25 protein-coding genes and 1 pseudogene are annotated in these 23,723 nt (G+C 37.1%); 12 read left to right on the plus strand and 14 right to left on the minus strand.

The features are described 5' to 3' along the window. Window positions 1-57: 57 nt before the first annotated feature. Window positions 58-228 (minus strand): annotated as a pseudogene (locus ACPLOV_RS02025) (HTH domain-containing protein); the annotation flags it as partial. 146 nt (window positions 229-374) lie between these two features. Here ACPLOV_RS02025 and ACPLOV_RS02030 point away from each other — a divergent pair. From ACPLOV_RS02030 to ACPLOV_RS02040, 3 genes are read left to right on the plus strand one after another with little or no spacing between them, the layout of a single operon-like run. Next, the gene (locus tag ACPLOV_RS02030; RefSeq protein ID WP_424910481.1) at window positions 375-1,229 is read left to right on the plus strand and encodes a sulfurtransferase; all 855 of its coding nucleotides are present in this window, start codon (window positions 375-377) and stop codon (window positions 1,227-1,229) included. A 23-nt stretch (window positions 1,230-1,252) separates the two neighbouring features. Next, complete coding sequence (locus ACPLOV_RS02035) at window positions 1,253-1,546, plus strand: nucleotidyltransferase family protein (protein WP_424910482.1); 294 nt, start codon at window positions 1,253-1,255, stop codon at window positions 1,544-1,546. After that, window positions 1,543-2,007 (plus strand): DUF86 domain-containing protein, encoded by a 465-nt coding sequence (locus ACPLOV_RS02040; RefSeq protein WP_424910483.1) that lies wholly within the window; start codon window positions 1,543-1,545, stop codon window positions 2,005-2,007. Before ACPLOV_RS02035 ends, ACPLOV_RS02040 begins: the two co-directional genes overlap by 4 nt. Window positions 2,008-2,077: 70 nt before the next feature. On the opposite strand, the gene ACPLOV_RS02045 is transcribed toward ACPLOV_RS02040, so the two are convergent. Genes ACPLOV_RS02045 through ACPLOV_RS02055 form a run of 3 tightly spaced genes read right to left on the minus strand, consistent with a single transcriptional unit; the run spans window position 2,078 to window position 3,340 of the window. Further along, window positions 2,078-2,491 carry a hypothetical protein gene (locus ACPLOV_RS02045; RefSeq protein WP_424910484.1) on the minus strand — a complete coding sequence of 138 codons (414 nt, stop codon included), beginning with the start codon at window positions 2,489-2,491 and terminating at the stop codon, window positions 2,078-2,080. A gap of 25 nt (window positions 2,492-2,516) precedes the next feature. Continuing rightward, window positions 2,517-3,047 (minus strand): toxin-antitoxin system HicB family antitoxin, encoded by a 531-nt coding sequence (locus ACPLOV_RS02050; protein WP_424910485.1) that lies wholly within the window; start codon window positions 3,045-3,047, stop codon window positions 2,517-2,519. Between the two features lie 14 nt (window positions 3,048-3,061). Then, complete coding sequence (locus ACPLOV_RS02055; RefSeq protein WP_424910486.1) at window positions 3,062-3,340, minus strand: hypothetical protein; 279 nt, start codon at window positions 3,338-3,340, stop codon at window positions 3,062-3,064. 217 nt (window positions 3,341-3,557) lie between these two features. Here ACPLOV_RS02055 and ACPLOV_RS02060 point away from each other — a divergent pair, with 217 nt between their 5' ends. Further along, a complete protein-coding gene (locus ACPLOV_RS02060) occupies window positions 3,558-4,118 on the plus strand; it encodes a hypothetical protein (RefSeq protein WP_424910487.1) in 561 nt (186 codons plus the stop codon). Further along, window positions 4,115-4,402 (plus strand): hypothetical protein, encoded by a 288-nt coding sequence (locus tag ACPLOV_RS02065; protein ID WP_424910488.1) that lies wholly within the window; start codon window positions 4,115-4,117, stop codon window positions 4,400-4,402. The genes ACPLOV_RS02060 and ACPLOV_RS02065 overlap by 4 nt, the downstream gene beginning before the upstream one ends. A 307-nt stretch (window positions 4,403-4,709) precedes the next feature. Here ACPLOV_RS02065 and ACPLOV_RS02070 read toward each other — a convergent pair whose 3' ends face one another. The 7 genes from ACPLOV_RS02070 to ACPLOV_RS02100 form a co-directional block, all read right to left on the minus strand. Next, window positions 4,710-6,959 (minus strand): O-antigen ligase family protein, encoded by a 2,250-nt coding sequence (locus tag ACPLOV_RS02070; RefSeq protein WP_424910489.1) that lies wholly within the window; start codon window positions 6,957-6,959, stop codon window positions 4,710-4,712. Window positions 6,960-7,034: 75 nt separating this feature from the next. Further along, a complete protein-coding gene (hepT, locus tag ACPLOV_RS02075) occupies window positions 7,035-7,457 on the minus strand; it encodes a type VII toxin-antitoxin system HepT family RNase toxin (protein WP_424909775.1) in 423 nt (140 codons plus the stop codon). Then, entirely contained in the window at window positions 7,454-7,912 is a 459-nt protein-coding gene (gene mntA / locus ACPLOV_RS02080; protein WP_424910490.1) for a type VII toxin-antitoxin system MntA family adenylyltransferase antitoxin, read from the minus strand. The genes hepT and mntA overlap by 4 nt, the downstream gene beginning before the upstream one ends. A gap of 12 nt (window positions 7,913-7,924) precedes the next feature. Next, window positions 7,925-9,148, minus strand: a complete 1,224-nt coding sequence (locus tag ACPLOV_RS02085) for a Wadjet anti-phage system protein JetD domain-containing protein (protein ID WP_424910491.1) — start codon at window positions 9,146-9,148, stop codon at window positions 7,925-7,927. Then, window positions 9,138-12,506 carry an ATP-binding protein gene (locus tag ACPLOV_RS02090; RefSeq protein ID WP_424910492.1) on the minus strand — a complete coding sequence of 1,123 codons (3,369 nt, stop codon included), beginning with the start codon at window positions 12,504-12,506 and terminating at the stop codon, window positions 9,138-9,140. The genes ACPLOV_RS02085 and ACPLOV_RS02090 overlap by 11 nt, the downstream gene beginning before the upstream one ends. 98 nt (window positions 12,507-12,604) lie before the next feature. Next, window positions 12,605-13,234, minus strand: coding sequence for a DUF4194 domain-containing protein (locus tag ACPLOV_RS02095; RefSeq protein ID WP_424910493.1), 630 nt, complete (start codon window positions 13,232-13,234; stop codon window positions 12,605-12,607). 2 nt (window positions 13,235-13,236) lie between these two features. Continuing rightward, complete coding sequence (locus tag ACPLOV_RS02100; protein ID WP_424910494.1) at window positions 13,237-14,619, minus strand: Wadjet anti-phage system protein JetA family protein; 1,383 nt, start codon at window positions 14,617-14,619, stop codon at window positions 13,237-13,239. Between the two features lie 239 nt (window positions 14,620-14,858). On the opposite strand from ACPLOV_RS02100, the gene ACPLOV_RS02105 reads away from it, so the two are divergent. Both ACPLOV_RS02105 and prxU read left to right on the plus strand, forming a co-directional pair. Beyond that, window positions 14,859-16,253, plus strand: coding sequence for an ATP-binding protein (locus tag ACPLOV_RS02105; protein WP_424910495.1), 1,395 nt, complete (start codon window positions 14,859-14,861; stop codon window positions 16,251-16,253). 104 nt (window positions 16,254-16,357) lie between these two features. Continuing rightward, window positions 16,358-16,948 (plus strand): thioredoxin-dependent peroxiredoxin, encoded by a 591-nt coding sequence (prxU, locus tag ACPLOV_RS02110; protein ID WP_424910496.1) that lies wholly within the window; start codon window positions 16,358-16,360, stop codon window positions 16,946-16,948. A gap of 49 nt (window positions 16,949-16,997) precedes the next feature. Here prxU and ACPLOV_RS02115 read toward each other — a convergent pair whose 3' ends face one another. Beyond that, window positions 16,998-19,001: a methyl-accepting chemotaxis protein gene (locus ACPLOV_RS02115; RefSeq protein ID WP_424910497.1), complete on the minus strand. Its 2,004-nt coding sequence runs from the start codon at window positions 18,999-19,001 to the stop codon at window positions 16,998-17,000. A gap of 284 nt (window positions 19,002-19,285) precedes the next feature. Between ACPLOV_RS02115 and ACPLOV_RS02120 the strand changes: the two genes are divergently transcribed. From ACPLOV_RS02120 to ACPLOV_RS02140, 5 genes are all read left to right on the plus strand, one after another. Beyond that, entirely contained in the window at window positions 19,286-19,510 is a 225-nt protein-coding gene (locus tag ACPLOV_RS02120) for a DUF1659 domain-containing protein (RefSeq protein ID WP_424908981.1), read from the plus strand. A 39-nt stretch (window positions 19,511-19,549) separates the two neighbouring features. Continuing rightward, window positions 19,550-19,771, plus strand: a complete 222-nt coding sequence (locus ACPLOV_RS02125; protein ID WP_424910498.1) for a DUF2922 domain-containing protein — start codon at window positions 19,550-19,552, stop codon at window positions 19,769-19,771. 94 nt (window positions 19,772-19,865) lie between these two features. After that, window positions 19,866-20,021 (plus strand): YvrJ family protein, encoded by a 156-nt coding sequence (locus ACPLOV_RS02130; RefSeq protein WP_083947333.1) that lies wholly within the window; start codon window positions 19,866-19,868, stop codon window positions 20,019-20,021. A gap of 14 nt (window positions 20,022-20,035) precedes the next feature. Then, window positions 20,036-20,560: a peptidoglycan recognition protein family protein gene (locus ACPLOV_RS02135; protein ID WP_424910499.1), complete on the plus strand. Its 525-nt coding sequence runs from the start codon at window positions 20,036-20,038 to the stop codon at window positions 20,558-20,560. 68 nt (window positions 20,561-20,628) lie between these two features. Then, a complete protein-coding gene (locus ACPLOV_RS02140) occupies window positions 20,629-21,171 on the plus strand; it encodes a competence protein ComK (RefSeq protein WP_424910500.1) in 543 nt (180 codons plus the stop codon). Here ACPLOV_RS02140 and ACPLOV_RS02145 read toward each other — a convergent pair. Together ACPLOV_RS02145 and ACPLOV_RS02150 are read right to left on the minus strand one after the other, a co-directional pair. Beyond that, complete coding sequence (locus ACPLOV_RS02145; protein ID WP_424910501.1) at window positions 21,151-22,197, minus strand: protein-glutamate methylesterase/protein-glutamine glutaminase; 1,047 nt, start codon at window positions 22,195-22,197, stop codon at window positions 21,151-21,153. The two genes, ACPLOV_RS02140 and ACPLOV_RS02145, sit on opposite strands and share 21 nt — an antisense overlap. 102 nt (window positions 22,198-22,299) lie before the next feature. Next, window positions 22,300-23,649 carry a sigma-54-dependent transcriptional regulator gene (locus ACPLOV_RS02150; RefSeq protein ID WP_424910502.1) on the minus strand — a complete coding sequence of 450 codons (1,350 nt, stop codon included), beginning with the start codon at window positions 23,647-23,649 and terminating at the stop codon, window positions 22,300-22,302. Window positions 23,650-23,723 lie beyond the last annotated feature (74 nt).

Below are 23,723 nucleotides of genomic sequence, written 5' to 3' on the forward strand. Positions count from 1 at the left end.
GACTTTTTTCGACTTTTATTATTTGTGAAATATTAGCAATAATCGGGTAGGAGATTACTTTCTAATCAATGTTGGTAATTTGTTTTCTTTTAAAAATTCATCAATTTTGTCAAGATCATATCGTATTGTCCTCGGACTAACATTAAAATTTTTTGCTAATTCATCAATTTTTACCGGTTTTTCTGATAAAATAATCTTTGTAAGAATCTGTGCACACCTTTCATTCATAAAAATTCACTCCATCAATTTTAATTTTAGTTCGTTTAAATTATTATGAAAAGTTCAAATTTATTCAAAAAGATTGTGGCAAAATTAGATTATATTAAAAATTATATGTTAAAAATATTTACAGTAAAAAACGAGGAGGTATTAGAATGAAAAATTTTGTTTCTGTTGACTGGCTTTACGAAAATCTAAATAACGAGAATGTAAAGATTTTTGATGTTAGGAGCGACCTTTTCGACAGAGAATACGGGAGAAAGGCGTATGAAGATGGTCATATTAAAAATGCTGTTTTTGTCGATTTAGAGAGGTATTTATCCGGGCCCAAAGGAAAACACGGAGGAAGGCATCCTTTACCGGATTTGAAGGAATTTGAAGAATGGGTTAAGAGCTTAGGAATCGGTAAGGATACCATTGTTGTGGCTTATGATGAGCAAAAAATTGCGTCCGCAGCAAGGTTTTGCTTTATGCTCAGGCTCATAGGTCATGAAAAAAATTTTATCCTCGACGGCGGTATAAAAAGATGGATGGATAAAGGATATACTTTGGAAAAAGGAAGCGGTGAAAATGCACATAAGGATGTATCAGACTTTTCCACCGAATTTCATTTGGAATTGGTGGCGGATGTAAATGACGTAAGGGCGGCTATTGGAAGAGAAGATGCAGCTATAGTTGATTCCAGGATGCCTGATAGATATAAAGGATTAATTGAGCCCATCGATTTTAAAAAAGGCCATATTCCCAAGGCGGTAAATTACTACTGGAAGGAAAATTTGAAGGAAAACGGGGAATTAAAGGACTTAAAAGAGCTTGAAGAAAGGTTTAAAGAAATCAAGGGTAAAAAGGAAGTCATATTATACTGCGGTTCCGGAATAGATGCTACCTTTAACTTTTTCACCCTCGATGAGCTTGGGATAAAAGCAAGGGTATATATCGGAAGCTTCAGCGACTGGATTAGTTATGAGGAAAATGAGGTGATTGTAGAAAATTTTACTGAAAAGTGTTAAAAAATATTCTTGGAGGTTATATTATGAGCGAATTGGATATTATTATAGAGAAAATAAAAAGCAATAAGGATTTTTTAAAAAATCGTTTTGGCGTTAAATCAATCGGCATATTCGGTTCATACGTCAGAGGAGAGCAGAATAGCAAAAGCGATGTCGATATATTAATAGAAACAGAGAAACCCGTTAGTTTGTTCGATTTGGTTGAATTAGAAGATTTTCTTTCAGAGCTACTCGGTAAAAAGGTTGACCTTGTCTTGAGGGATGAGTTAAAACCAAGTATAGGCAAAAATATACTTAAAGAGGTCGCATATGTATGAAGCAAAGGGATTATTGGGATTACGTTTATGATATAAAAGATGCTATAAATGCAGTTCAGAATTTTGTTGAAGGGATGGATAAAACATCTTTTACCCATGACCTAAAAACAATTTATGCTGTTAGAAAAGCTTTAGAAATTATTGGTGAAGCTGCTAAAAACATTCCCCAATCTTTTAAAGACAAATACCCTGATATACCTTGGAGACAGATGTCGGGTATGCGTGATAAATTAGTCCATAAATATTTCGGTGTCAAAATAGATGTGTTATGGGAAACTGTGCAAAAAGATATCCCTTCGCTAAAATCTTTGTTTATTGATATGATTAAAAAGAAAATGAATTACGAGCTAATAAGGAATAATTGCCTCCGGCTTCCTTCAAATTCCACCTCTTGCGATGGACCCCCTTGCCTTCAGCTAACGGTTGGTGCTATCAACCCCTGTAATGGACTTTCACCATAAAGGTCGTGAGCATGCCGCGCGCACATCAAAAACCCCCGGCTTTACAGCCGAGGGTAAAAAACCTCTTTTATTAAATATGCTTTTCTTTTTCCACTTTACTTACCTTTAATGTAGGCGGTAATATTAGATACGATCCGAGCATCTCTTTAGTTATTGAAGCAACAATATAGCTACTTACTCCTCCTACAGGAGTTATCATTTCATTAATGTTATCTTCTATTTCTTTATCCGTTATCTCTTCGTTAAGCTCAAATTCTATTATATACTCTAATTCTATCGAAAATAAAGCTTCCGGTTCTACAAAAAACTTCGTATTTACTTTTACGGAAAGCCTGTCTTTTGATTTTTCTAAAATTGAATATGATGCATCTTGATTTATACTTATTGTATTATCACTGGGTTCTTTATTTATTTTTATTGCATTAATTTTATTGAGGTAAAATCTTTTTCTTTTAATTTTATGAAAAATATCGCTTTTACTCATTAATCATCATCCTCTCCCTTAAAAATTAAAAGTTTCTGTCCCTTACTGAATCGAAGTCATTTAGGGCTAGCAAATCTATTCTTTTGTTATTTTTACCAATATTATTATATTTCTCCCATTGATCTTTTATTAATCTTTCAACTATATAAGGAGAAGCATCAATACTAATAGATACTTGACTTTTACCAAATTCATTACCTATTCCTAAAGAAATATATGTGGTAATTAATTGATTAATACTACATCCTTCTTTTTCGGCCTGTAAAGATAACATCTTGTGTAATGTTTTAGGGATTCTTAAAGTCAATTTCCCACTATATTCTTCTTTAATTTTATATCGTTGAGGAATAGGAATCTCTTTCCCATCTTCTTTAGCTATTTTTATTAAATTTTCTGCTACCTCTATCACATCGTTAATTGCTTCTTCTATTGTATTACCATCTCCTATACAGCCTAACTCTGGAATAGTAGCAATATAGCCACCACCTTCATCATCAGTAACTTTTTCAATCTCAATTTTATAATCAAGCACATTTATATTTTCTATCTCTTTCATGTAAAGTCAACCTCCTAATCGTTCTCTACCCTTTCTACAAAATCTGGATTCGCCAATTCAAATTTTTCTAAAGCTTTTTTTATATAACAACTCTTTATATGTGGTCTGTTATAAGGAATATTAACATAATCATCTATTCCTTTTAAATCCGGATGACTATAAATGAAATGACTTCCTCCTTTATTCCTTCTCTTAAAACCCCCAACATTTGTCAACAACGTATCAATTTCTTCAAAGCTCACATTTTTAGGATTATTCTTAATTTTTTTGTATAATTTTTCATAATGACCCATTATTATGTTTCCTCCATAATTTTCCCCTTTATTCATCCAAATAATTATGCCTATAAAACCATCTATTATATATTATGCCTATTGATACCATATATGATACCATTATTTTTTATTTCTGTAAACCCTTTTATTCAAATCAAAGATGTTATCCGTTTGTGATATTGTCAGGGTGAAATCCATCTGAGAAAATGTCAGTATGAGCAGGGAGATGATTGTTTTGTCACAGACGGAATTAAATAGACTTTATCTCTTGGAACAAGTTCTGGGAGGGATGATCACAAATAGGCAGGCGGCTTTCCTCCTCGGAATCAGCGAGCACAACGTATATAGGCTCAAAACTAAACTAAAAAAGCATGGACCTGCTTTCATGGCCCACGGTAACCGGAGCCGCAAACCAGATTATTCTATACCTGAAAATATACGACAGCAAGTAGTCCAGCTCGCTCAAACTAAATACAGGGGGTGTAATTTTACTTTCCTCAGCAAGCTGCTTCATGAAAATGAAGGTATCACTTTAAGCCCTTCTTCCGTATCTCAAATTCTCAAAGCCGTAGGTATTTCTAGCGGCCAACGTATGCCTCAAATGGGTCTTTTCCTCCAAATCGATGGCAGCGACGCTTCTACTCTGGATGAGGCTAATGCTGTGCTTAATGAGTTCACAAAAGAATATAACAGCAAGTTCGCAGTGCAGCCTATAACCCTATACCCGCTTTCCGCCCCATACCTTCTCATCTGCGCTTGGATCATATTTTCTGCTGGAAGGAATACAGTGTTTTGAATCCTGGTTATGTGATTCATTTTGAAGGCAAAGTCTACAAAGTGGTTAATCCTAAAGATGCTCCTTTTATACCGCTGCGTTCTGTTGTAGAAGTGCATAAATTCCCGGATGGAAGAATGTTTGTAGTTTGGAAAGGATACATTTACCCTTTGGAGTTCCTAAATGTCCCCAATCCTTGTGGCCAAAACTCTGAAAATGAACCTGTTGTTGGAACGGGCAAAAAGGCGGGCACTACGCCCGTTCGCAAGCCCACTCCGAATCATCCATGGCGTAAAACATGGTAAACTATTCAGCGTAATTATACCACTACTACCCTGACAAATTCACAGACGAGCTTTACCTGACATTTTCATTGACGCTTGACATTTAATATGCAAACTCGTCCGGCTTACATATGCCTTATATGCAGTTCCTGTTCGTCGGACCGGGATTTTGCTTCCGGCTTCCTTCAGATTCCACCTCGCGGTGGACACCCTTGCCTTCAGCTAACGGTTGGTGCTATCAACCCCCGTAATGGACTTTCACCATCAAGGTCGCGGGCATGCCGCGCGCACATAAAAAACTTCGGCCAAAGGCCGAAGTTTTTTTACGCTATTCCCAATCTTTTTTCCCGTCTTCATCCAGGTCTAAAGAATAATCCTTTACTTTTGAAATATCGTCTATTTCTTTTAATTTTACTACATTTTCTTTTGTCATGTCGTTTAAGAGCTTTTCCGATTTATATGTATAAAGGGCAAGCTCTTTTGTTGCGGTGAGTTTAACTACCGACGGGTCGTTTTTGGGGGCTTTGCTGTTTAATTCTTTTATTTTTTCGGGGATCTTGGCGCATTTTTCCAAAAGCGCTTTTGCCTTATCCTTATTGTCCTTCACTATATATATTTCCGCTACCTTTTCGTAGGCTTCCGAAAGGGCCTGCCACATCTCTATGTTGAACGGATTAAATTTGACCGCTTCTTCCAAGATATTTATACCTTCATCGAGTTTTCCCCTCTTTAAATAAGCTGCGCCCAGCATTAACTTGTACTTTGCATTATAGGGTTCTAAAGCTGCGGCTTTTTCTTTTAATTCCAGGGATTTTTCCAGCATCGTTTTATTATTTTGATTTTCCCCTATTACCTCGTATATCTGCGAAAGATCTGCGATGAAAGAAACGGTAAGGGGGTCGTATTTTTTTGCCTTTTCAAAGTATTCTATGGCTTTTGCCCCATCACCCTGTTCAAGGCTTCTTACTGCCGCCTGTCCGTAGTTGTAGCCCGTAAAAAGGGTAGAGGAAACAACAATTAATAAAAGCGCAATAACTGCAAAAACCGGCTTTTGCAGAGAAAATGCTTCCTGTTTTATCATGCCCGCTTCGTCCTTATGGGAGAGGTTTTTTGCTACAGCTAAAAGCACCCACAAGAGCATTGCCACGGCTCCAAGGGATAGGTTAAAGTCTACGGAGCTATGTCCCAGGAGGGCTACCGCCCCCGCAAAGGATGCCCATAAGTAGGATTTTTCTTGCAGTGAGAGGAAGTCGCTTTTTAAAACCTTTATAGTTTTAGCAGCAATTGTAATAAACATTGCTGCAAAGGATAAAAGACCGATAATTCCGGTTTCAACGGTGAGCTGCAGGGGGAAGCTGTGCACTTCCGTTGTGAAATACCTGTAAGATTGGAAGGCAAAGTAAGCGGATTTCCAGCCTCCACCGCCATATCCGAGTATTGGCCTTTGTTTTATCATTTTTATTGCATCGCGGTAATACGAAAGTCTTTGCTGTACACTGAGCTGATTAGGATCAATCTGTTTTATCCTTTCCTTAACCACATCGGGAAGTATTTCCCCACCGGTGAAATATACGGAAAGTCCGAATAAAACTAAAATAATTACGGCAAAGGCCACCGCTTTTTTGAAGTCTATATAAAGTCCCTTTTTTTCGATTAAGAAATATATAAGATATGATAGTGCCAAAGAAGCTATGAGCCCGGTAAAGTACCACAGCCAAACTTGAGCCCCCTTCCCTGAAGAGATGGCATTCCCGAGTCCTATGGAGGCTATCAGTGAAGCAATAAAGGATTCAGCGAAAAACAAAATCCCCTTTGATTTGTTTTCCTTAGAAAGCCCGAGGAGGAATACGAGGTAAAATAACGGGAATAAAAGCCACGCCGCCCGGGAAAGGGTAAAAATAAAGGTAATAAGGTAAGTATAGTTTAATGCCGAAAAGATTATGTTTTCCGTTAAACTTTTTGAAGCGGATTTAACGCCGAGCCCGATGAAAAAGGCTGCGGTCAGGTATGCCGCTAAGGTATTGGGGTATTGCAGGCTGGAGTTTATCCTCCCACCCACAAAAGCACCGTTGTAGTTTATGGTGCCAGCAGCAGCGCCGAGACCTATTATTGATACCCCCAGGGCTGAAATTAAAATCGTCCAGAGTAATCCCTTCACGTCCTTTTCGGATTTTAAAAGGTCTACCGTCAATGCGTAGGCAAAAAAGTAATTTAGATACCTTAAAAATTCGCCCACGGCAAAGCGCAGGTTAACGGAGACAAACATAGATAAAAGGTACGAAATTACTACGGCAAATGCCGCATAATCGGAAATCCCTTTAAAAAGCACGCTTTTTCTGCAATTAAACCCTCCCGATATTGCCCAGAGAAAAATAAGTATTCCCGTGAAAATATGGGTAGGTAAAAATTCCTTATCAAAGAACATCCCCCTGAAATAGGGCGGGTAAAATATTAGGATTAAAAGTCCGAAGTAAATTATCCTTTCAAAGGAAAATCCCGAATCATTGATTTTTTTCTGGGCTTTATTTTTGCTTTTCATTTCGCTTTTTTTATCATTTTTCTTATCCGGCTTTTGCAAGATAACTACCCCCGTTTTATAAAATACACCAAAATTAATTTTAGCAGGAAATTTTTTATTTTGAAATTCCCTTTTTCAGTTTTCTTTTACCATTTCTTCCAATATTATTTGCGCAAACCTTTCAAAGTCCTCCAAATTATTTTGTATAATATCATAAACCTTTTTTATATCTATATCCCAGTAAATATGTACAAGCCTATTCCTGAATTTAGCCATTTGCTGCAGGCTTTCGGAAAAATCATGAGGTAAAATTTTTTCTTCTTCAAGCACCCTGAATATATCGGCATAGTCTTTAGGATTCCTGTAACCCCTGCTGGCAATTATATGATTACCTATATTTTGGACGGTTTCTATAGCTACCTGCAAAAGCCTTTCAGCTGCTGCCCTTGTAATCGAATTTTCTTCAAATTCATCAAAAGGAATATTTTTTAAGCTGTTTAATTCTTTTAGGTACTTATTTAATAGGGATAGCTGCCTGAAAATTTTCTCTTTATTCAAACTATAAACCTCCCTTCTTTTATCCTTTTTTTCAAATAAAAATTATACTCATCATAAATATGTTTCACATCAAAATACTCCTCTAAAGCTCTTACCTGGAAATCGCACCTTGCTTCTTTATCCTTTTCGTAAATTAATTTATTTGATGAAATTACTTCGTATTTCAGATACGGAGGACAATTGTTGAGTATAACAAGGTCGAATTCATCCGTTTCAAGGGCATCGGAAATATCTCCTATAAGTTTGAGTTCCATATAGAAAATTTCTTTATCCGTTGCCTTTGTTTTTAAAAGCACTGCGATGTCAATGTCGCTTAAATCCGTGGTTTTACCTGTAGCATAGGAACCGTAAATGTACGCTGCTATTATTTCCGGATAGTTTTTGAAAACTTCGGGAAGCTTCTCCAAAGCTCTATTTAATATGTCCTTTGGAAGCTTTTTGCCGTATTTAATCATTTTTGTTCCTCCTCACGAAATCACGGCCTCCTGTTCGAGTCTTATACCCAGTTTCAGCATCTCTTTTATTACATCATGGAATTCTTTAAAATCCTGTTTTTCTAATAAGTTCCTCAATTTTTCTTCGTAAACCTTTTCCAAAGGCTCTCCTAAGTCTTTATACTTTATCAGGGTTTCTCTATCCATATATAAGGGAATTAAATCCGGTATTATTTCCTTTAATTTTAAAAAGATTTTAAACCCGCCCAGGTCTATGTCTCCCCAGTGGAATATTTTTACGGGTTTATTTTTTTCTTTAATAAACTCGTAAAGCTTTTCTAAAAAAAGCCTTTTTGATGGGCTGTAAAAGCCTCCAAGGTAGAGGATGAAATCTTCTCTTAAATCCGCATCCTTTAGAAGGTAATAAAAATTTGCCTTGTTTTCGACGGTAATTATTTTTTCGCAGGATAAATCGATTATTTGAAGTTCCTTGATAGACAGGCTGTTTAAGGATGCACCGAAGGGAAAAAGGGAAAAATCCAAAATATTACCCTTTAAGCTTACCTTCAACGAGCCGAAAAATAATATTTCTTCTATGGTCTTTACTATGCCTATTTTTTCAAAGGCTTCTTTCTCTTCCACATCCTCCTTTAAAAAAAACTCTTTTAATACGGCAAATACCTTTGCCCTCACCTTCTCAAATTCCTTGCTCCCTTTTAAATATCTTTTGCTGAAAACCCTCTCCAAAAGCTCTTCATCCCCTTTTTCGTCTATGCCCTTTAATGCTTTTAAGGTAAGTTCCATTAGGTCTTCTTCCTTTGGAAGGTATGCGGGGTAGTTTTTAGCCTTAATATTTTCTAATTCAAAATCTATAAAATCCGAAAGCCAATTTTCTTTAACATCTTTTTTTAAATTCAAAAGCTTTTCTGCCATCCTGTTTAAAATGGACTCTTTCGGCTCCCTTTTTGCAATTTCATAGGCTTTTTCTAAGTTTTGCGTATTTAAAAACACTTTTTCTACTATATTCCCTTCTTCGAATTTTGCCCATTTGATTTCAATGACTCCTTCACCTTCTAATTCCTTTAATGCATAATGTATATTCTCCTTTGCTTCCACATTTTCCAGGTCGTAATGGGGAAATTCTTTCTTTGTAAAGTCTATCTTTATCCTTCTTTCTACTTTAGATTTGCCGGAAAATATTTTGCTTTTTTCGTATTTTTCAAGGAGTTTGTTTAACAGGGCTTTTTTATAATCCAACGCTTACCTCAGCCTCCTCCAGAACCTCCCTCGGGTCGAAGGCGCGCACGATAATCCTGTTTTTGCTCCTTATGACGCAAAGGTTCCTGTCCACCAGAGTGGCTATGTCCTGGATTTTTTCCGTAGGTGCGGATATAATCGCCTGAAAACCCATGTTCCTCAGAAGTTTTATGCTTTCCTGCACCCTCTGGTGGTCCATTTTGCTGAAGGCTTCATCGAAGATTATGAGCCTCAAGGTATTGTTTTCCCTGTACATATTCCCCATCCTGTATATCCTGCCGAAGGATGCAAGAATGGAGATGTAAAAGGGGGTCTGGGTCTCGCCTCCCGATTTTTTAAGGAGGGTCCTGGAAAGCCTCGATTCCCTTCCCTGTTCATCGGTGACTACGAGGTCAAAGTTAAGATACGTCCTGTAGTCGGTGAATTTTTGAATGTTTTCCTCAAGCCTTACCCTCTCGTCGACGGAAAGGTTTTGTTCACCCACGTAGACTATCTGGTTGAAAAGCTCTTCTAAAGCGTCCCGGTGCTTGTTTTGAAATTCTATGGAAAATATGGTGTATCCCTCAAGCAGCATCCCGTCCATTATCATGTCGTAAAATTTTCTGTAAGCGGGATTGGGCTTTACCTCGAATTTGTATCTATCCTTTCCGAAGGAAAACTGCTTTAAGGCGGTATTTAGTTCCTCTATCTGAGCGTAAACGGTATCGATGTTTTGCTTTAGCTTGCTTATAAAGTCGTCCTGAAACTGCATCCTCGCCTTTTCCTTGGCATCCTTTATTTTTTCTTCGTATAAAGGAAGTTCGGTATTCAAAAGCCTTTCCAGTTCCTTTTTGTATTCGCCGTTATCAAAAGACGAGATATCATAGGGCATTTTGTACTCCCTGTTGTAGTCCGACCTTTTGTTCAAAAGCTCGCTCCACCTTTTTTCCTTCTGGCTCCTCGTCCTTGCCACCTGGCTTAAAAAGGCGCTTATAATGTTTTCTGGAAGTTTCCTGTTTTCAAGCTCCCTTAAAAATCTTGGCTCACCCGTTTCCTTTACAAATTCGGGTTCAAAGGAAAGTTCTATCTCCTTTTGTTTTTCATTAAGCTCCATTTCGACTTCCCTTAACCTGTAGCTATCAACCTGAATTTCTGAATTGATTTTGTTTATTTCGCCGGTAATTTTTTCCCTTTCCCTTTTTATATTTTCCATTTCCCTTTCCGTTTTTTGTATTTTTTCATCTATTTCTAAAATTTTTGAAAGGTCAAGGTTAGAAAGCTCCCTTCTTACACTTTCCAGAGCCTCTTTTAAGGATATATAATCTTGCTTTTCCTTTTTTGCGCCTTTTGCATTCTCTATAAAAATCTCCGTTATGGGCTCTATATTTTTTATTTTGCTTAAGGTTTCGTATTTTTCCTTTATTTTATTCAAAAGCCCTTCCTTTTCATCTTTTTCGGCCAATTTTACCTCTAATAGTTTTTCTAAGGACTTTTTACCTATATAGGGAGTCTTGTACCTTTCGGGACTGAGCTGCCTTGCAACGTAATTTTGATACAGCATGCAATCGGGAGTAATGGCAGTAGCGTAATTCCTTAATTCTTCCACCCTTTCGCATTTTACTACCCTGCCCAGGATGTAGTCCACAAAAAGGCGGGCGTATCTATTCTCGGTCACCACTTCAAAGGCTAGGCTATTTTTTTCTACCTTGATGTTTTGCCTTTCCAGTTTTCCCGTATCCACAAGCCCTATGTCGTAAAAACCTTTTTTAAACTTTTGTTCATCGTAAATTTTTAAGGCATCGACAAAATACCTCGGCTCCGCAATAAGGTAAAACTTCTGGGTGTGAAGGTATGCCTCAACTGCATTGTGCCATTTTTTATCCTTTACCTCTATAAGGTCTGCCAGTATTTCAACTTTGACATCCCTTCTATATTTATTTTTTAAAGCCGTCTCTATTTCACTTTTTAGTTCTAAAAGCTTTTTGTCATAGGGCTTTATTCCCTTTTTCAGGTTTTCAATTTCACTTCTTAGTTCTAAAAGAAGGGCTTCCAAAGCCGATTTTTCCTGTTCTAAAGAAAAGTATAGTTTTTCAATCTTATTTTTAAATCCAAAAGTGAGCTCTTTTAAAAGGGACAAATCTTCTTCCTTTATATTTTCAACATTTTCAAAGGAAAGGGCTTTTAGTTCCTGTATACCTTTTTTTATATTTAAGGCTAAATTTTCGCCAAACTCTTCTTCTGCAAAGGTAGAGAAATCTTCAACGGTCTTTTCCCAATTTTTTAAAAGCCTTGAAAGGAATTCCAAAAAGCTTGATATGCTTGCCTTTTTGCCATTGATATTTTCTAATAAGCTTTTTTCTTCCCTTTCAAGCATGTCCTTTTTCTGGTAGGCCTGTAAGCTGTATTTTTCCTTTATAAGTGATTCCCTCTGCCCTTCGAGGGTTTTTAATTTTTCCTCAAGGGAAAGCTTGTATTGTTCTTTTTCTTTTATTGTATTCTCTTTTTCCTTTATCGCCTTCAGCAAATCCTGCTTTTCGTTCTTCTTCTTTTCCACTTCAGCTCTTTTTATGAGGTATTCCTGCTCTTTTAACCTTTTTTCTTCGTTTAAAAAGCTTTCAAAAAGCTCTTCTATTTCCTTTAAGGCTTGGACCCTTTTTTTGACCTGCTCGGCCTGGTACTCCAGCTCTTTGTAATACCTCAGGTTTTCCTGCATGCTGGAAATATCTATCTTATTTTGCACATCGCAGACGTACTCGCTTATGAAATTTTCTATATCGATAATGGGAGAAAAGGGGACGGATTTTCTAAAAACCCTGTAAAATTTTTCGTTCAAACTCCCCATTTTTGTTATAAAGTGAAGCTGGTACTCCCGATTGGAATCGAAGATTTTATACCTTTCTTTGTATTTAGAGCTTAAGTATGTCCTTAAATTCCTTATATTTAAAGGAAAACCTCCCATTACGAATTGATTTTCGGGTAATGCAGAGTCCAAATAAAAAAACTTATGGTTAATTTCCCCATCCTCGTAAGCGTCAAATACAACTCCGTAAGAAAAGCTTGTTTTTTTCACCGTATCGTAAAATTCTCCCGCAATGTAGCTTGTAAAATTGCCGCTTCTTAAAACTACAAAGCCGCCTTCCCCGTCGTCAGCAATTTCTCCCCTTAAGTAGCTTTTCAGGGTCCTTTTGGATTTATCGTTGGCAGCTTTGTTGAAAAAGTCTCCTTTTGTATCACCGAGTATGAGCACCTGTAAGGCATCTATTATTGTGGATTTTCCGGCACCGTTTTTCCCGGTGAGGAAATTTATCATTTCAAATTCGATTACTTCATGGTAAATGTAATGCCAGTTGATAAGCAAAAGTTTTTTTAAAAGCTTCAATTTATCTCCCCCTGCGGTTTAAAATCTATCTCAAAATCTTCGAATATGCCCATTTTAACTTTGCTCGAAAAGGTAACTAGCCATCCTAAAGACATTTTTTATTCCTCCTCCGTAAGGTCGTTTTCTTCATCGGAAAAATCCTCACCCAGCATATTGTAAATTGAGTTTATCTTTTCATTGGTAATAATAAACAAAATGGTGGGGTATATAATTATCTTGCTCTCGTAGTCGTCCGCTGCATTATCCATTTTTTCTATTATCTGATAATTTTTGAAAAAATTCAACGCATCCTTTAAGTCCCTTTCCGCCGGTTTTTTATCTATGACACCTATGTTTAAAAGTTTTTTTACCACATCCCCCTTGGTCACTATTACCTCTTTCCTTAAGGACAGCTTTTCCCTTTCTTCTTCGTACAACAGCCTTAGTGCAAAGAGCGCTAAGGTGTCGAATTTCTTCAATCTCGCCCGGTTGAGTTCAAACCTGTTGTAAAGGGATATTACCCCGTAGTTGTTGTCCTTTTGCAGTTCCCATCCGGCGATGGAAAGATAGTTTGTAAAAATCTCGAAGTGGCGCTCGATAAATCTGTAGTCCGGGTTTATCCTGAGGCTCATTAATTTTGTATCGAATTTTTCCCTTAATATAAAATTGTGAGAAAGCAGGAAGTTTACGAGCCTTGTAAACTCCCTTTTATCGGCATCGCTTAAATTTTCGTATTCTTCATACCACATCTTTACACCTTCTTTTTTATCCTCATTTGCGGGATTTTATATCCGTTTATGAAAACACTTCCTTCTTCGAACACCACATCGTAAAAGGAGCCCTTTTCGTCGTGCATAAATACCCCGAGGATGAGCATTATGAATTCTTCATCGTTTTCAATTATTATATCCTTTGATTGAATTTCGCTTTTCCCTTTTAAAAGCTCTTTAAAAAATTTATAAATCTTCTGGCGGGTGAAACTGTTTTTTAGCCTCTCCTTTAAAAAGTCCATTTCCCTTTCAAAATCGCTCGCATCATCGCCGATTTCGGGGATTTTAATAAATTTATCGTCGGGTATTTTCCTTTCAGGCTTTTTAATGTAAAGGGAATTTTCGTCGACGTAATTTTGTAAAAATATGTTGATATTTTTATTCACTGCTTCGTATATGTTTTCCCTTTCGGGCAGGGCTTTTAATATCTCAACAATTTTCCCCTTAATGCTCAAATCCGCATTTAAGAGGTACTGCATCCTTTCCACCGAAGCCCTGGTGTAGGAAGCCCTTTTCTTGTCTATTTCGTAAAGCAAAAGGTCGATTTTATAGTAAATTTCCAAAATATCGTTTATCATTCCCGTTATTTTTGAAATAGCCTCTCCTTCGTCTTTGTATATCCTTCTTTTCAACGATGATCTTACAAGGAGGTCCATCATCTCCCTGTCGGTGAGCCACGAGTTCAATATATTAATTATGGGGGTTTTATACCGGGGAATGGAGTCGAAGGTCTTTAAAGGGTGGTATATCCTGTCATCTACCAATTCTTTAAACTCGTCGAAGTGCTCTTTTAGAATCTCTCTTACCTCTTCCTTTTCATACAGCATCTGATGGTATTTCCTCAGGTTGTTTAAAAGGCTTTTCAGTTCATCTATAAGCTCTCTTGTCTTTTTGTGGGCTTCCAAAAGGGCAAAAATGGCATCTTCGCTTCTTTCCACATCCTGATTTTTCAAATTGTTGTATGCCGAGTGGACAAAGGAATTGTAGTCCTTTACCTCCTGATTTTGAAGTTCGTAAAGGGTGTTCAATATTTTTATGGAGTAGTCGTGAAGGTACACCAATTCTTCAAAAAAATTTTCCGCGTAATCCCGGTAAATCCACCCGGTTTTTTCAAGCTTCCTTAATATAAAATGGGCAATGGAGGAAAGATTGTTTTCCTCGGGAAGTTCTTCTTCCTCACCTTCGGGTGAAAAGTTGGAAACCTCGAGAAAGCTCTTTAACCTTTCCACAATGTCGTCCTTTCTTAACAGCACTTCCTCCCTGTAAGCCTTAAAGATTATAAAAAGGCATTCTACATAAATATGTTTATTTTTCGATGAAAGCACTGAAAATAGGTTTTCGGGTATTTTATCGAAAAAGGCCATGATTTCTCCTCTTTTTGTTTTTTTCTTTAATTATATCAAAATTTTTTATGCCAATTTGGATTAATTCAGTTTCTATCATAATTTTGCATCCTTTTTTATTACGCAAGAAAAGGTATAAGGTATAATGAATAATAATATGGAAATAATTTTAATGATATGCTATAATTTTTGTAACTTTAGAGTTAGTAACTTTAGAGTTAGTAACTTTAAATATACTAATATTTTGAGGTGATTCTTTTATGTTTATTGGTAGAGAGCAGGAACTCAGCGTATTAAATAAGCTTTATAATGAAAATAAATTTCATTTTATTGTTATGTATGGAAGAAGACGAGTTGGAAAAACTACATTGCTTACAGAATTTTGTAAAGATAAACCTTCTATTTTTTATGTAGCAGAGGAACATAACGATAAGATAGCTCTTGAGTCATTTTCGAATAAAATACTCTCCTTTTTTGGGCTAAGTGGATTTGTTAGTCGGTTTGAATCCTGGGAAAAAGCATTTCTTTTTATAGCCGAACAAGCAAAAGATAGGCGTATAGTACTTGTTATAGATGAGTTTCCCTACATTGTAAATGCAAATAAAACCATACCGTCTTTATTACAAAATCTTATTGACCATCATCTAAAAAATACTAAACTATTTTTTATCATATGTGGTTCTTCCGTTAGCTTCATCGAAAAAGAAGTTCTAAGTTATAAAAGCCCCCTTTACGGCCGCAGAACAGCTCAAATGTCAGTGGAACCTTTTAATTTTTATGAAAGCAGAAAATTTTTCCCAAATTACAATTTTGAAGATCAAGTTACTGTTTACGGAATACTGGGCGGTATCCCTCAATATTTGAACAACTTTGATGATGCAAAAGGAATATATGAAAATATTAAAGAAAAAATTTTAGATAAAATATCCTACCTATATGATGAACCAAAGTATCTTCTAAAACAGGAACTAAGGGAACCGGTGATGTACAATTCAATAATAGAAGCCATTGCCAACGGCAGCAGCAAATTAAACGAAATAGCCACAAAGGTAGGAATGGATACGGATAAATGCTCCAAGTATATTTCGACACTAATCGATTTAAAGATAATAGAAAAATTAACCCCTGTCGAAATTAAAGAAAAAATCAGAAAAAGCATTTATAAAATTAAGGATAACTTTTTTAGATTCTGGTACAGATTTGTATTTCCAAATAAGGACCTTATCGAAATGGGGCTTTTGGATGAAGTTATTGAAAATAAAATAAAGCCCTATATCAATGAATACTTGGGCGGGGTTTATGAAGAAATTTGCATGGACTACCTTAAGTTATTAAATAAAAATAGAAAACTGCCCTTCGTATTTGAAAAAATAGGCAAATGGTGGGGGAATAATCCTTACAAAAGGCGAGAAGAGGAGATAGATATAGTAGCTTTTGACAAAGAAAACATTATTTTTTGTGAATGCAAATGGAAAAATTCAAAAATGGATAAGGACACCTTAGATAGCTTAATTGAAAAAAGCATGTTATTTGATTACAGCAAAAAATTTTACTTTTTATTTTCAAAAAGCGGATTTTCTGAAGAATTAATAAAATACGCAGGTGATTTTAAAAATGTTTTTTTAATAGAAAAGGATGAAATTATTAAAGAATAGTCTTATAATTTATATTTTTGTTTAATTTGTGAAGGATTATACCGATTTTTGTCGAATAAAATATTAACTTAAATAAAATTTATGTTATAGAAAGGAGTGTTCATATGTTAGTCGGAAAAAAAGCTCCAAACTTTACTGGAAAGGCTTTCTATAAAGGTAAAATCACAAACATAACCCTAGAAGACTATAAAGGAAAATGGGTGGTTCTGTGCTTTTATCCCGGAGACTTTACCTTTGTTTGACCGACAGAACTTTCACACATAGCTGTAAGCTATGATGAACTTCAAAAACTAAATGTGGAAGTGATATCAGTAAGCGTAGACAGCGTATTTTCTCACAAAATATGGAATGAAATTGAACTTTCAAAAATGGTTGAAGGCGGAATTCCTTATCCCATGGTATCAGACCAAAATGGAAGTATTGGAAAGCTGTATGATGTATATGACGAAAACTCAGGAACACATGTTAGAGGAAGATTTTTGATAGATCCAGAAGGCACTATAGTTGCAATGGAAGTGCTAACCCCACCTGTAGGAAGAAATCCAAAAGAGCTATTACGCCAGATAAAAGCATATCAGCACCATCAAAAAACAGGAGAAGTAATGCCTTCAGGATGGCAGGAAGGGGATAAAACCCTGAAACCATCTACTGCTCTAGCAGGTAACGTATGGAAAGAATGGCAACCGAAAAAATAGAAATCCAGTATAAATTTAAAAGCGGGACAAATAATCCCGCTTTTTTTATCTACTCCACCTTGAACTTATTTACCGATTCCGTCATTTCCCGGGCAATGTCGGTAAGACTCTGTGCCGTGGCAGCTATTTCTTCCGTGCTGGCGCTCAACTCTTGTGCCGAGGCGGAGACCTCCTCTGCTGAAGCGGATATTTCTTCAACCACCGAAGTGATGCTTTCGGCTTTTGACAGCACCGTATCCTTGGATTTTACGGTTTCATCTAAGGCTGTATAAGTATCTTTTATAAGAGGTGCGATATTGCTAATAGAGTTCAGTATATTATCAAAGGATGTTAAAGTATCCTTTACTGCAGATACCTGGGAATTCAGCATATCGTACACCCGATCGGAAGTGCTGGATACTTCTTCTGTTTCTTTTCCTATATCGTTTATTAATTTTTTAATTCTCACCGATGAGGATTTGGTTTCTTCTGCCAGCTTCCTTATTTCCGAAGCTACTACTGCAAAACCTTTCCCTACTTCTCCCGCCCTTGCAGCCTCGATAGCCGCATTTAACGCCAGTAAATTTGTCTGTTCCGCAATTCCGTTAATAATTTCGTTTATTTCCCCCACCTGGGATACCGAAGAAATCAGATTTTTTACCCTTGATGTCACTTCTTCGAAAGCCTTTCTGATATTTTCTATGCTTCGGATCAATCCATCCAGTACATTCTTCCCTTCATCTGTTATTTCCTGAGCTTTTTCCGAACTTTCTTTTACTGCCTTCAATTTCCTGTACACATTATCAATGTTATCGGTAATGTTTTTTATTAACGCCACAATTTCCTGACTGTCCGAAGCCTGGTTTGAGGTGCCTACCGATACTTCCTGGATGGTTTTTGCCACTTCTGCCGAAGAAGCTGCGATCTCTTCTGCTGCGGCACTTAAAGATTCGGAGCTGTTAAGCAGCCGGGATGCGTTTTCCTTTATATTTTTTACAACACTGCAGACATTTTCTCTCAATATTTCCACTGCATGGGAAAGTTCTCCAATTTCATCTTTATACCTTAAAAATCTTTCCTGTAGTTTTTTAGAATAATCTCCGCCGGATAACTCTTTTATATACTGCACAATTTCAATAATTGGATTTGAAATGCTCCGGCTTACAAAATATGTAATCAGGGCGGCTAATATCAAAAATATCGCGGAAATAAAAAGGAGGGTTTTCCTTAGAATTCCTACGGAACCAAGAATTTCAGATTCGAGGACATTTACCCCAATTATCCAGCCCGTGTCGGGCATATAGCAATATCCCAGGTATTTTTTCTGGCCTTCGAAGGTGTATTTGCCAAATCCCATGGATTTTTCGGAAACTGCTTTTTGAATAATACCTGCCAATTCGGCGTATTCAGGCTTTGTTTTAGCCATTTCAATGTAGTTTTCCCTGTTTTGCACCCTCTGAAAATCCTTATGAGCTATTATTGTCCCATCCCCGGAAAATATCATTCCGTATCCTGTTTCTCCGTATTTTACATCGGAAATAATGTCCGAAAGTTTTTTGGCATCTACCGTTCCTATTACCGCTCCGGCTATCTTGCCCGATAAATCCTTCAGCGGAACGGCATAAACCACAACAATCGAACCGTCATCCCTGCTAATTAAAGGCTCGGTGACCACCCTTTGCCCCGAGAGGGCTTTTTTAAAATAGTCTCTGTCGGAAACGTTTATTACTTTTCCATTATTTAAATATAAATCTCCATTTTCTAAAGTTACCCCTACTGTTTTAAAATCTGTATCTCCTATTTTTCTTTTAATTATTTCAACCTTTTCCGTCATTGATATTCCAGTATCCCTAACTTTTTCATCCGTAGAAACAGTCGTTAGCAATGTCAACCGGTGCTCTATCCTCTGGGCTATCGTTTTTGATACTTCATATGAAATATTGACCAGGGCTTTTTCTACTTCTCCGGTAAGGGATTTCATGGCAAAATAATAACCAGTGAATGAAAGGGCTGCCATTCCGACAAGGATGATAAGCGTGAAAAGCAAAATCATCTTTGTTTTTATGCTTTTCATAAATATCCCCCTTTATGTCGAAATCTGTAGTTTATTTTACCAAATAATATTTTTTATGTAAAATTTTACTTATGAAAGCACTCTTTCAAATATATGAAAAAATTATTATTTATAAAAGAGCAACTTCAAATTTTAAAATTTTAAATGTTTGTTAATAATTGAATTACAAACATTTGTTCTGTCTCGAACTTCGACCGGGATTCCCCCGGCTTTTTCTTTTTCCTTTTAATCCCCTTATAATTAGAATTGTCGCGCGGCAATAAAAAATACTGGAGGTGAATGGCATGGTAAACGTTACCCCTATCAATGCGGTCCTGGAAATCCACGTGGAAACCGGACTTGATGAACTGGGAAAGCCCGTGGTAAAAGCAAGGTCTTTCAGAAACTTAAAGACCGATGCACAGGATCAGGATGTAATGGATGTGGCCAAGGCTTTAGCGGGGCTTCAGGCTTACTCCCTTAAAGCCGTAAGAAAAACGGTGGAAGTCGAACTTACAGAAAGCAATTAACGGTAATCCAAACTTTAAAAAATGATGGAGGTGAAAAATATGACCAGCAACTTAGAGCTTTCCTTTCAAAATGCCGCCGGTAAAACCGTAAGGTTTACCGTACCCGATCCCAAACAGGACCTTACTCCCGAAAACGTGCAAAGCGCTATGAACTTAATTCTCTTAAAAAACGTATTTTCCTCGACGGGAGGCGACCTGGTAAAAGCCTTAGGAGCGAGGATTGTTGTAAGGGATGTCATCGAAGTTATACCAACGGCATAAAAAAGCGGGGTTACCCCCCGCTTTTTAAAATCCTTTTAATTTATTTAACAAAATGAATGAAATTTTCATAGTCTTATAGAAAGGAAGGGTTTTTATGGAAGGACTGGTGGCTCAGGTAGCCAATGTAGGCTTTCCCATAGTTGTCTCAATCTACCTTCTCGTAAGGATCGAGTCAAAAATGGAGAGCCTTACATCGAGCATTTTCGAGCTGGCCAAAGTTATAGAGGGAATAAAAGAACAAAAAAATTAGCAGGAGGGAATTACATGGATAGGCTTTACCCACGCTTTATCGTTTTGCACCATACTGCCGGGTCTGACATGTCGGCACTGGAAATTAACAGAATCCACGCAAAAAGAGGTTTCGGTGTGAAAATTACTTCTCCGGATTACCTGGTCAAGGAATATATTGAAAAAGGCTATACAGCAACTTCCGACGGAGGGGTAATAATCAGCATTGGATATCATTACCTCATCAGGGCGGATGGCAAAGTAGAGCCGGGAAGACCGGATTTCGCTCCGGGAGCTCACTGCAGTGCCGGTGATATGAATGTTAGGTCCATCGGGATTGCGCTTACAGGAAATTTCTCCTCAAAGGATAATCCTGACGGCAAAAAAGGACACATGAAGCCCACCGATGCCCAGATAAAGGCCTTAAAAGAGCTCCTGATATACTTGATGGATGTTTATAAAATACCGAAAACCGGAATATTGCGACATAAGGATGTGGTTGGTGCGGCTACCGAATGTCCGGGTGATCGGTTTGACTTTAATATTTTTTCCCTTGCTTAATTTTTAATTTCTATTATATAATTATAATAGAACATGTGTTTGGTAATTTGTATAAAGGGGGACTATTGGTGGCAAAAGAAAACTTCGAAGCTTTAATAAATGAGGGCATAGCCGCTCTTATTCCCGTATATGAAAAGGACCTGGGGAATACCAGTATAGTTATTTTAAAAAACGGAAAGGAAATACGGGAAAACAGAACGGTAAAAGCCCTGATTTCCCGTATGGCAAGGCATTTTGGAAAGGATTTGACCTTAATTAGAAAGGAATACGGAAGGGTTATCCACAGAAGAAACGGGGTCCCCCTCCCTTTATCCTCTTCTTACATAATGATCCCGGTAAAATTCAGGGAAAAGCCCTTTTCGTTAAACGACGGCACCTTAGGCTATATTTCCTTTTATGAAATAGAAAAGGTTAAAGAAAAGGATAAGAAAAGGTCGTTAATCCTTTTCCGCTGCGGTAAGGAGGTAGAAGTATATTTATCCCTTTCCACGGTAAATTCTTACCTGAAGGATGCAAGACTTATCTCAAAAATTAATGAGGATAAAGAAAACAAGGAAAATAAATTAAAGGTAATAGAACTCCTTTCCGAACTATTTTCTAAGTCCGGCTAATTCCACAATTTTTTCCGCAATTTTGTAATTTGGGAGGACAAATTCCGCTCCTCCCTTTTCTATTGCAACTCTCGGCATGCCAAATATAACCGCCGTTTCTTCCGATTCCGCTATTGTCCTTCCTCCGGCTTCCCTTATTTTAACCATTGCTTCTGCTCCATCAGAACCCATGCCCGTCATCAAAACTCCTATGGTATCTTCCCTGAATATTTGCAGTATTGAATTCATGGCCACATCTGCGGAAGGCATAAATCGGTGTTTGGGATAATCGGTAAGGTTTATCCTTGCATCGCGTTTGTCTCCTTCTAATAAAAGGTTGTATCCTCCCTTCCCTACATAGCAGACACCCGGTTCCACCCTCATGCCGTCTTCGGCTTCCACCACTTTTATCTTTGAGTTTTCGTCAAGCCTTTTGGCATACTGCAGGGTAAATGCGGGGGGCATGTGCTGTATCAAAAATATTGCAGCATTTATTTCCGAAGGAATATAAGGTAAAACTTCCATTATATTTTTCGGACCTCCCGTGGATATTCCTATGACTACTGCTTTTAGCGAATTAGAAGCAGAGGTATTATATTTTATATCCGAAAAATCTCTCTTTTCGCGAATTGTCGTGGAAAGCTCCCGAGATCCACTTTTTGCCGCAGCTTTTACTTTTTCAATTATTTCTTCGGAAAGGTCCTTTAAATTTATCGATATACTGCCTCCAGGTTTTGGTATAAAATCAAAAGCACCGGATTCCAATGCTTTAAGAGTTATCTCTGCCCCTTCCCTGGTTATAGAGGAAAGCATTATTACCCTGCCGAGGTTCTCCTCTTTAATAATTTTCAGGGCTTCTAATCCATCCATTTCGGGCATGTTAACATCCATCGTTATAACATCGGGCTTTAATTTCCTTGCTTTTTCAACCGCATCCCGGCCGTTTCTTGCAGTCTCTATCACTTTTATTTCCGGATCGCTTTCGAGAATATCCTTTATCATAAGCCGCATCAGTGCAGAATCATCGGCTACGAGTACTTTTATCAAATTTCTCACCTCTTTTCTTGCCATATTACCTTATATTTATTATATATAATTTTAGATTTAGATTATATAAAAAAATACCCTTCCTTGTTGCGAAGAAGGGTACTAATTGCTTTCAAAGTATTTTTTTATCCTCCTTTGAAGAGCAAAACGGCTAATTCCCAGGAGTTTTGCCGCTTTTGATATATTCCCTCCGGTTTTTTCAAGGGCTAATTTAATATGGTATTTTTCCATCTCTTCCAGGGGCATTATGTTTAATTCTCCGGAATCATTAAGAACCTTAATTTCAAAATTATCCCTTACTTCCAAAGGCAATTCTTTTTCGGTTATATATTCCCCTTTTGTTAGTATTACAGCCCTTTCAATAATGTTTCTCAATTCCCTGACGTTCCCCGGCCAGTGATAATTTAAAAGGATTTCCTTTGCCCTTTCGGTAAAACCTTTTATATTTTTATTGAACTGGGCATTAAAGATTTTTAAAAAGTGCTCCGAAATGGGCAAAATATCTTCCTTTCTTTCCCTCAAAGGCGGTATCTTAAAATATGCTACACAGAGCCTGTAATATAAATCCCTTCGGAAATTTCCCCTGTCAATTTCCTCTTTCAAGTTTCTGTTTGTGGCGGAAACAACCCTTACATCTACGGGAATATTACTTAACCCTCCTACCCTTCTCAAGGCTTTTTCCTCAAGAAAGCGCAAAAGTTTAGCCTGAAGTTCCATGGGAAGCTCCCCAATTTCATCGAGAAACAATGTACCACCATTTGCCAGCTCAATTAAACCCTTTTTTCTCTCCGAGGCCCCGGTAAAAGCGTTTTTCTCATATCCAAAAAGCTCACTCTCAAAAAGATTTGCCGGAATGGCACTGCAGTTAATAGGGATGAAGGGTTTTGTCTTTCTTTCGCTGTTTTCATGTATGATTTTTGCCATTACCTCTTTGCCGGTACCCGTCTCTCCCTCAATTAAAACCGGACAATCAGTGCTGGAGATATTTTCAATTTGAGAAAAAAGGTTTAAAAGCTCCTTATTTTTTGTAATAAATATACTTTTTTCCTGCAAAGATTTTAAAAGGCTGTTTTCTTCCAGCAGAGCTCTTTCTTTCAGGGCTTTTTTTATTGAAATTTTTAGCTCATCTAAGTCAAAGGGTTTTGTAATGAAGTCGTAGGCACCTTTTTTCACCGCTTCCACCGCTGTTTTTGTATCACCGTAAGCGGTTATTAATATAATAATTGTATCTTTTTCTATAGCCTTAATCGATTCCATAACCTTTATGCCGTCCGAATCGGGAAGGCGAAGGTCGAGAACCACCACATCCGGTAATATTGCCTTGAATTTTTTTATTCCTTCCTTTGCAGACAGGGCCGTATCCACTTCAAAGCCTTCCGACTTCAAGGAAATCTGTAAAGCTTTACAGATGGCCGGTTCGTCGTCTATTATTAATATTTTTTTTGCTTTCAACTCTAACCACCTGCTTTTTTAAATTAACCATCCATGTTTAGTAAAACACAACCATTGATGAAAATAGATTTTGA

It is taken from the genome of Thermovenabulum sp. (genome assembly GCF_049723235.1).
Classification (GTDB): Bacteria; Bacillota; Thermosediminibacteria; order Thermosediminibacterales; family Thermosediminibacteraceae; genus Thermovenabulum.

Excerpts from the sequence above, each read along its gene's own strand:
- ACPLOV_RS02030 (WP_424910481.1), top strand. The coding sequence starts at position 375 with ATGAAAAATTTTGTTTCTGTTGACTGGCTTTACGAAAATCTAAATAAC.
- ACPLOV_RS02035 (WP_424910482.1), top strand. The coding sequence starts at position 1,253 with ATGAGCGAATTGGATATTATTATAGAGAAAATAAAAAGCAATAAGGAT.
- ACPLOV_RS02040 (WP_424910483.1), top strand. The coding sequence starts at position 1,543 with ATGAAGCAAAGGGATTATTGGGATTACGTTTATGATATAAAAGATGCT.
- ACPLOV_RS02045 (WP_424910484.1), bottom strand. The coding sequence starts at position 2,491 with ATGAGTAAAAGCGATATTTTTCATAAAATTAAAAGAAAAAGATTTTAC.
- ACPLOV_RS02050 (WP_424910485.1), bottom strand. The coding sequence starts at position 3,047 with ATGAAAGAGATAGAAAATATAAATGTGCTTGATTATAAAATTGAGATT.
- ACPLOV_RS02055 (WP_424910486.1), bottom strand. The coding sequence starts at position 3,340 with ATGGGTCATTATGAAAAATTATACAAAAAAATTAAGAATAATCCTAAA.
- mntA (WP_424910490.1), bottom strand. The coding sequence starts at position 7,912 with ATGATTAAATACGGCAAAAAGCTTCCAAAGGACATATTAAATAGAGCT.
- ACPLOV_RS02095 (WP_424910493.1), bottom strand. The coding sequence starts at position 13,234 with ATGTGGTATGAAGAATACGAAAATTTAAGCGATGCCGATAAAAGGGAG.
- ACPLOV_RS02100 (WP_424910494.1), bottom strand. The coding sequence starts at position 14,619 with ATGGCCTTTTTCGATAAAATACCCGAAAACCTATTTTCAGTGCTTTCA.
- ACPLOV_RS02105 (WP_424910495.1), top strand. The coding sequence starts at position 14,859 with ATGTTTATTGGTAGAGAGCAGGAACTCAGCGTATTAAATAAGCTTTAT.
- ACPLOV_RS02115 (WP_424910497.1), bottom strand. The coding sequence starts at position 19,001 with ATGAAAAGCATAAAAACAAAGATGATTTTGCTTTTCACGCTTATCATC.
- ACPLOV_RS02120 (WP_424908981.1), top strand. The coding sequence starts at position 19,286 with ATGGTAAACGTTACCCCTATCAATGCGGTCCTGGAAATCCACGTGGAA.
- ACPLOV_RS02125 (WP_424910498.1), top strand. The coding sequence starts at position 19,550 with ATGACCAGCAACTTAGAGCTTTCCTTTCAAAATGCCGCCGGTAAAACC.
- ACPLOV_RS02130 (WP_083947333.1), top strand. The coding sequence starts at position 19,866 with ATGGAAGGACTGGTGGCTCAGGTAGCCAATGTAGGCTTTCCCATAGTT.
- ACPLOV_RS02135 (WP_424910499.1), top strand. The coding sequence starts at position 20,036 with ATGGATAGGCTTTACCCACGCTTTATCGTTTTGCACCATACTGCCGGG.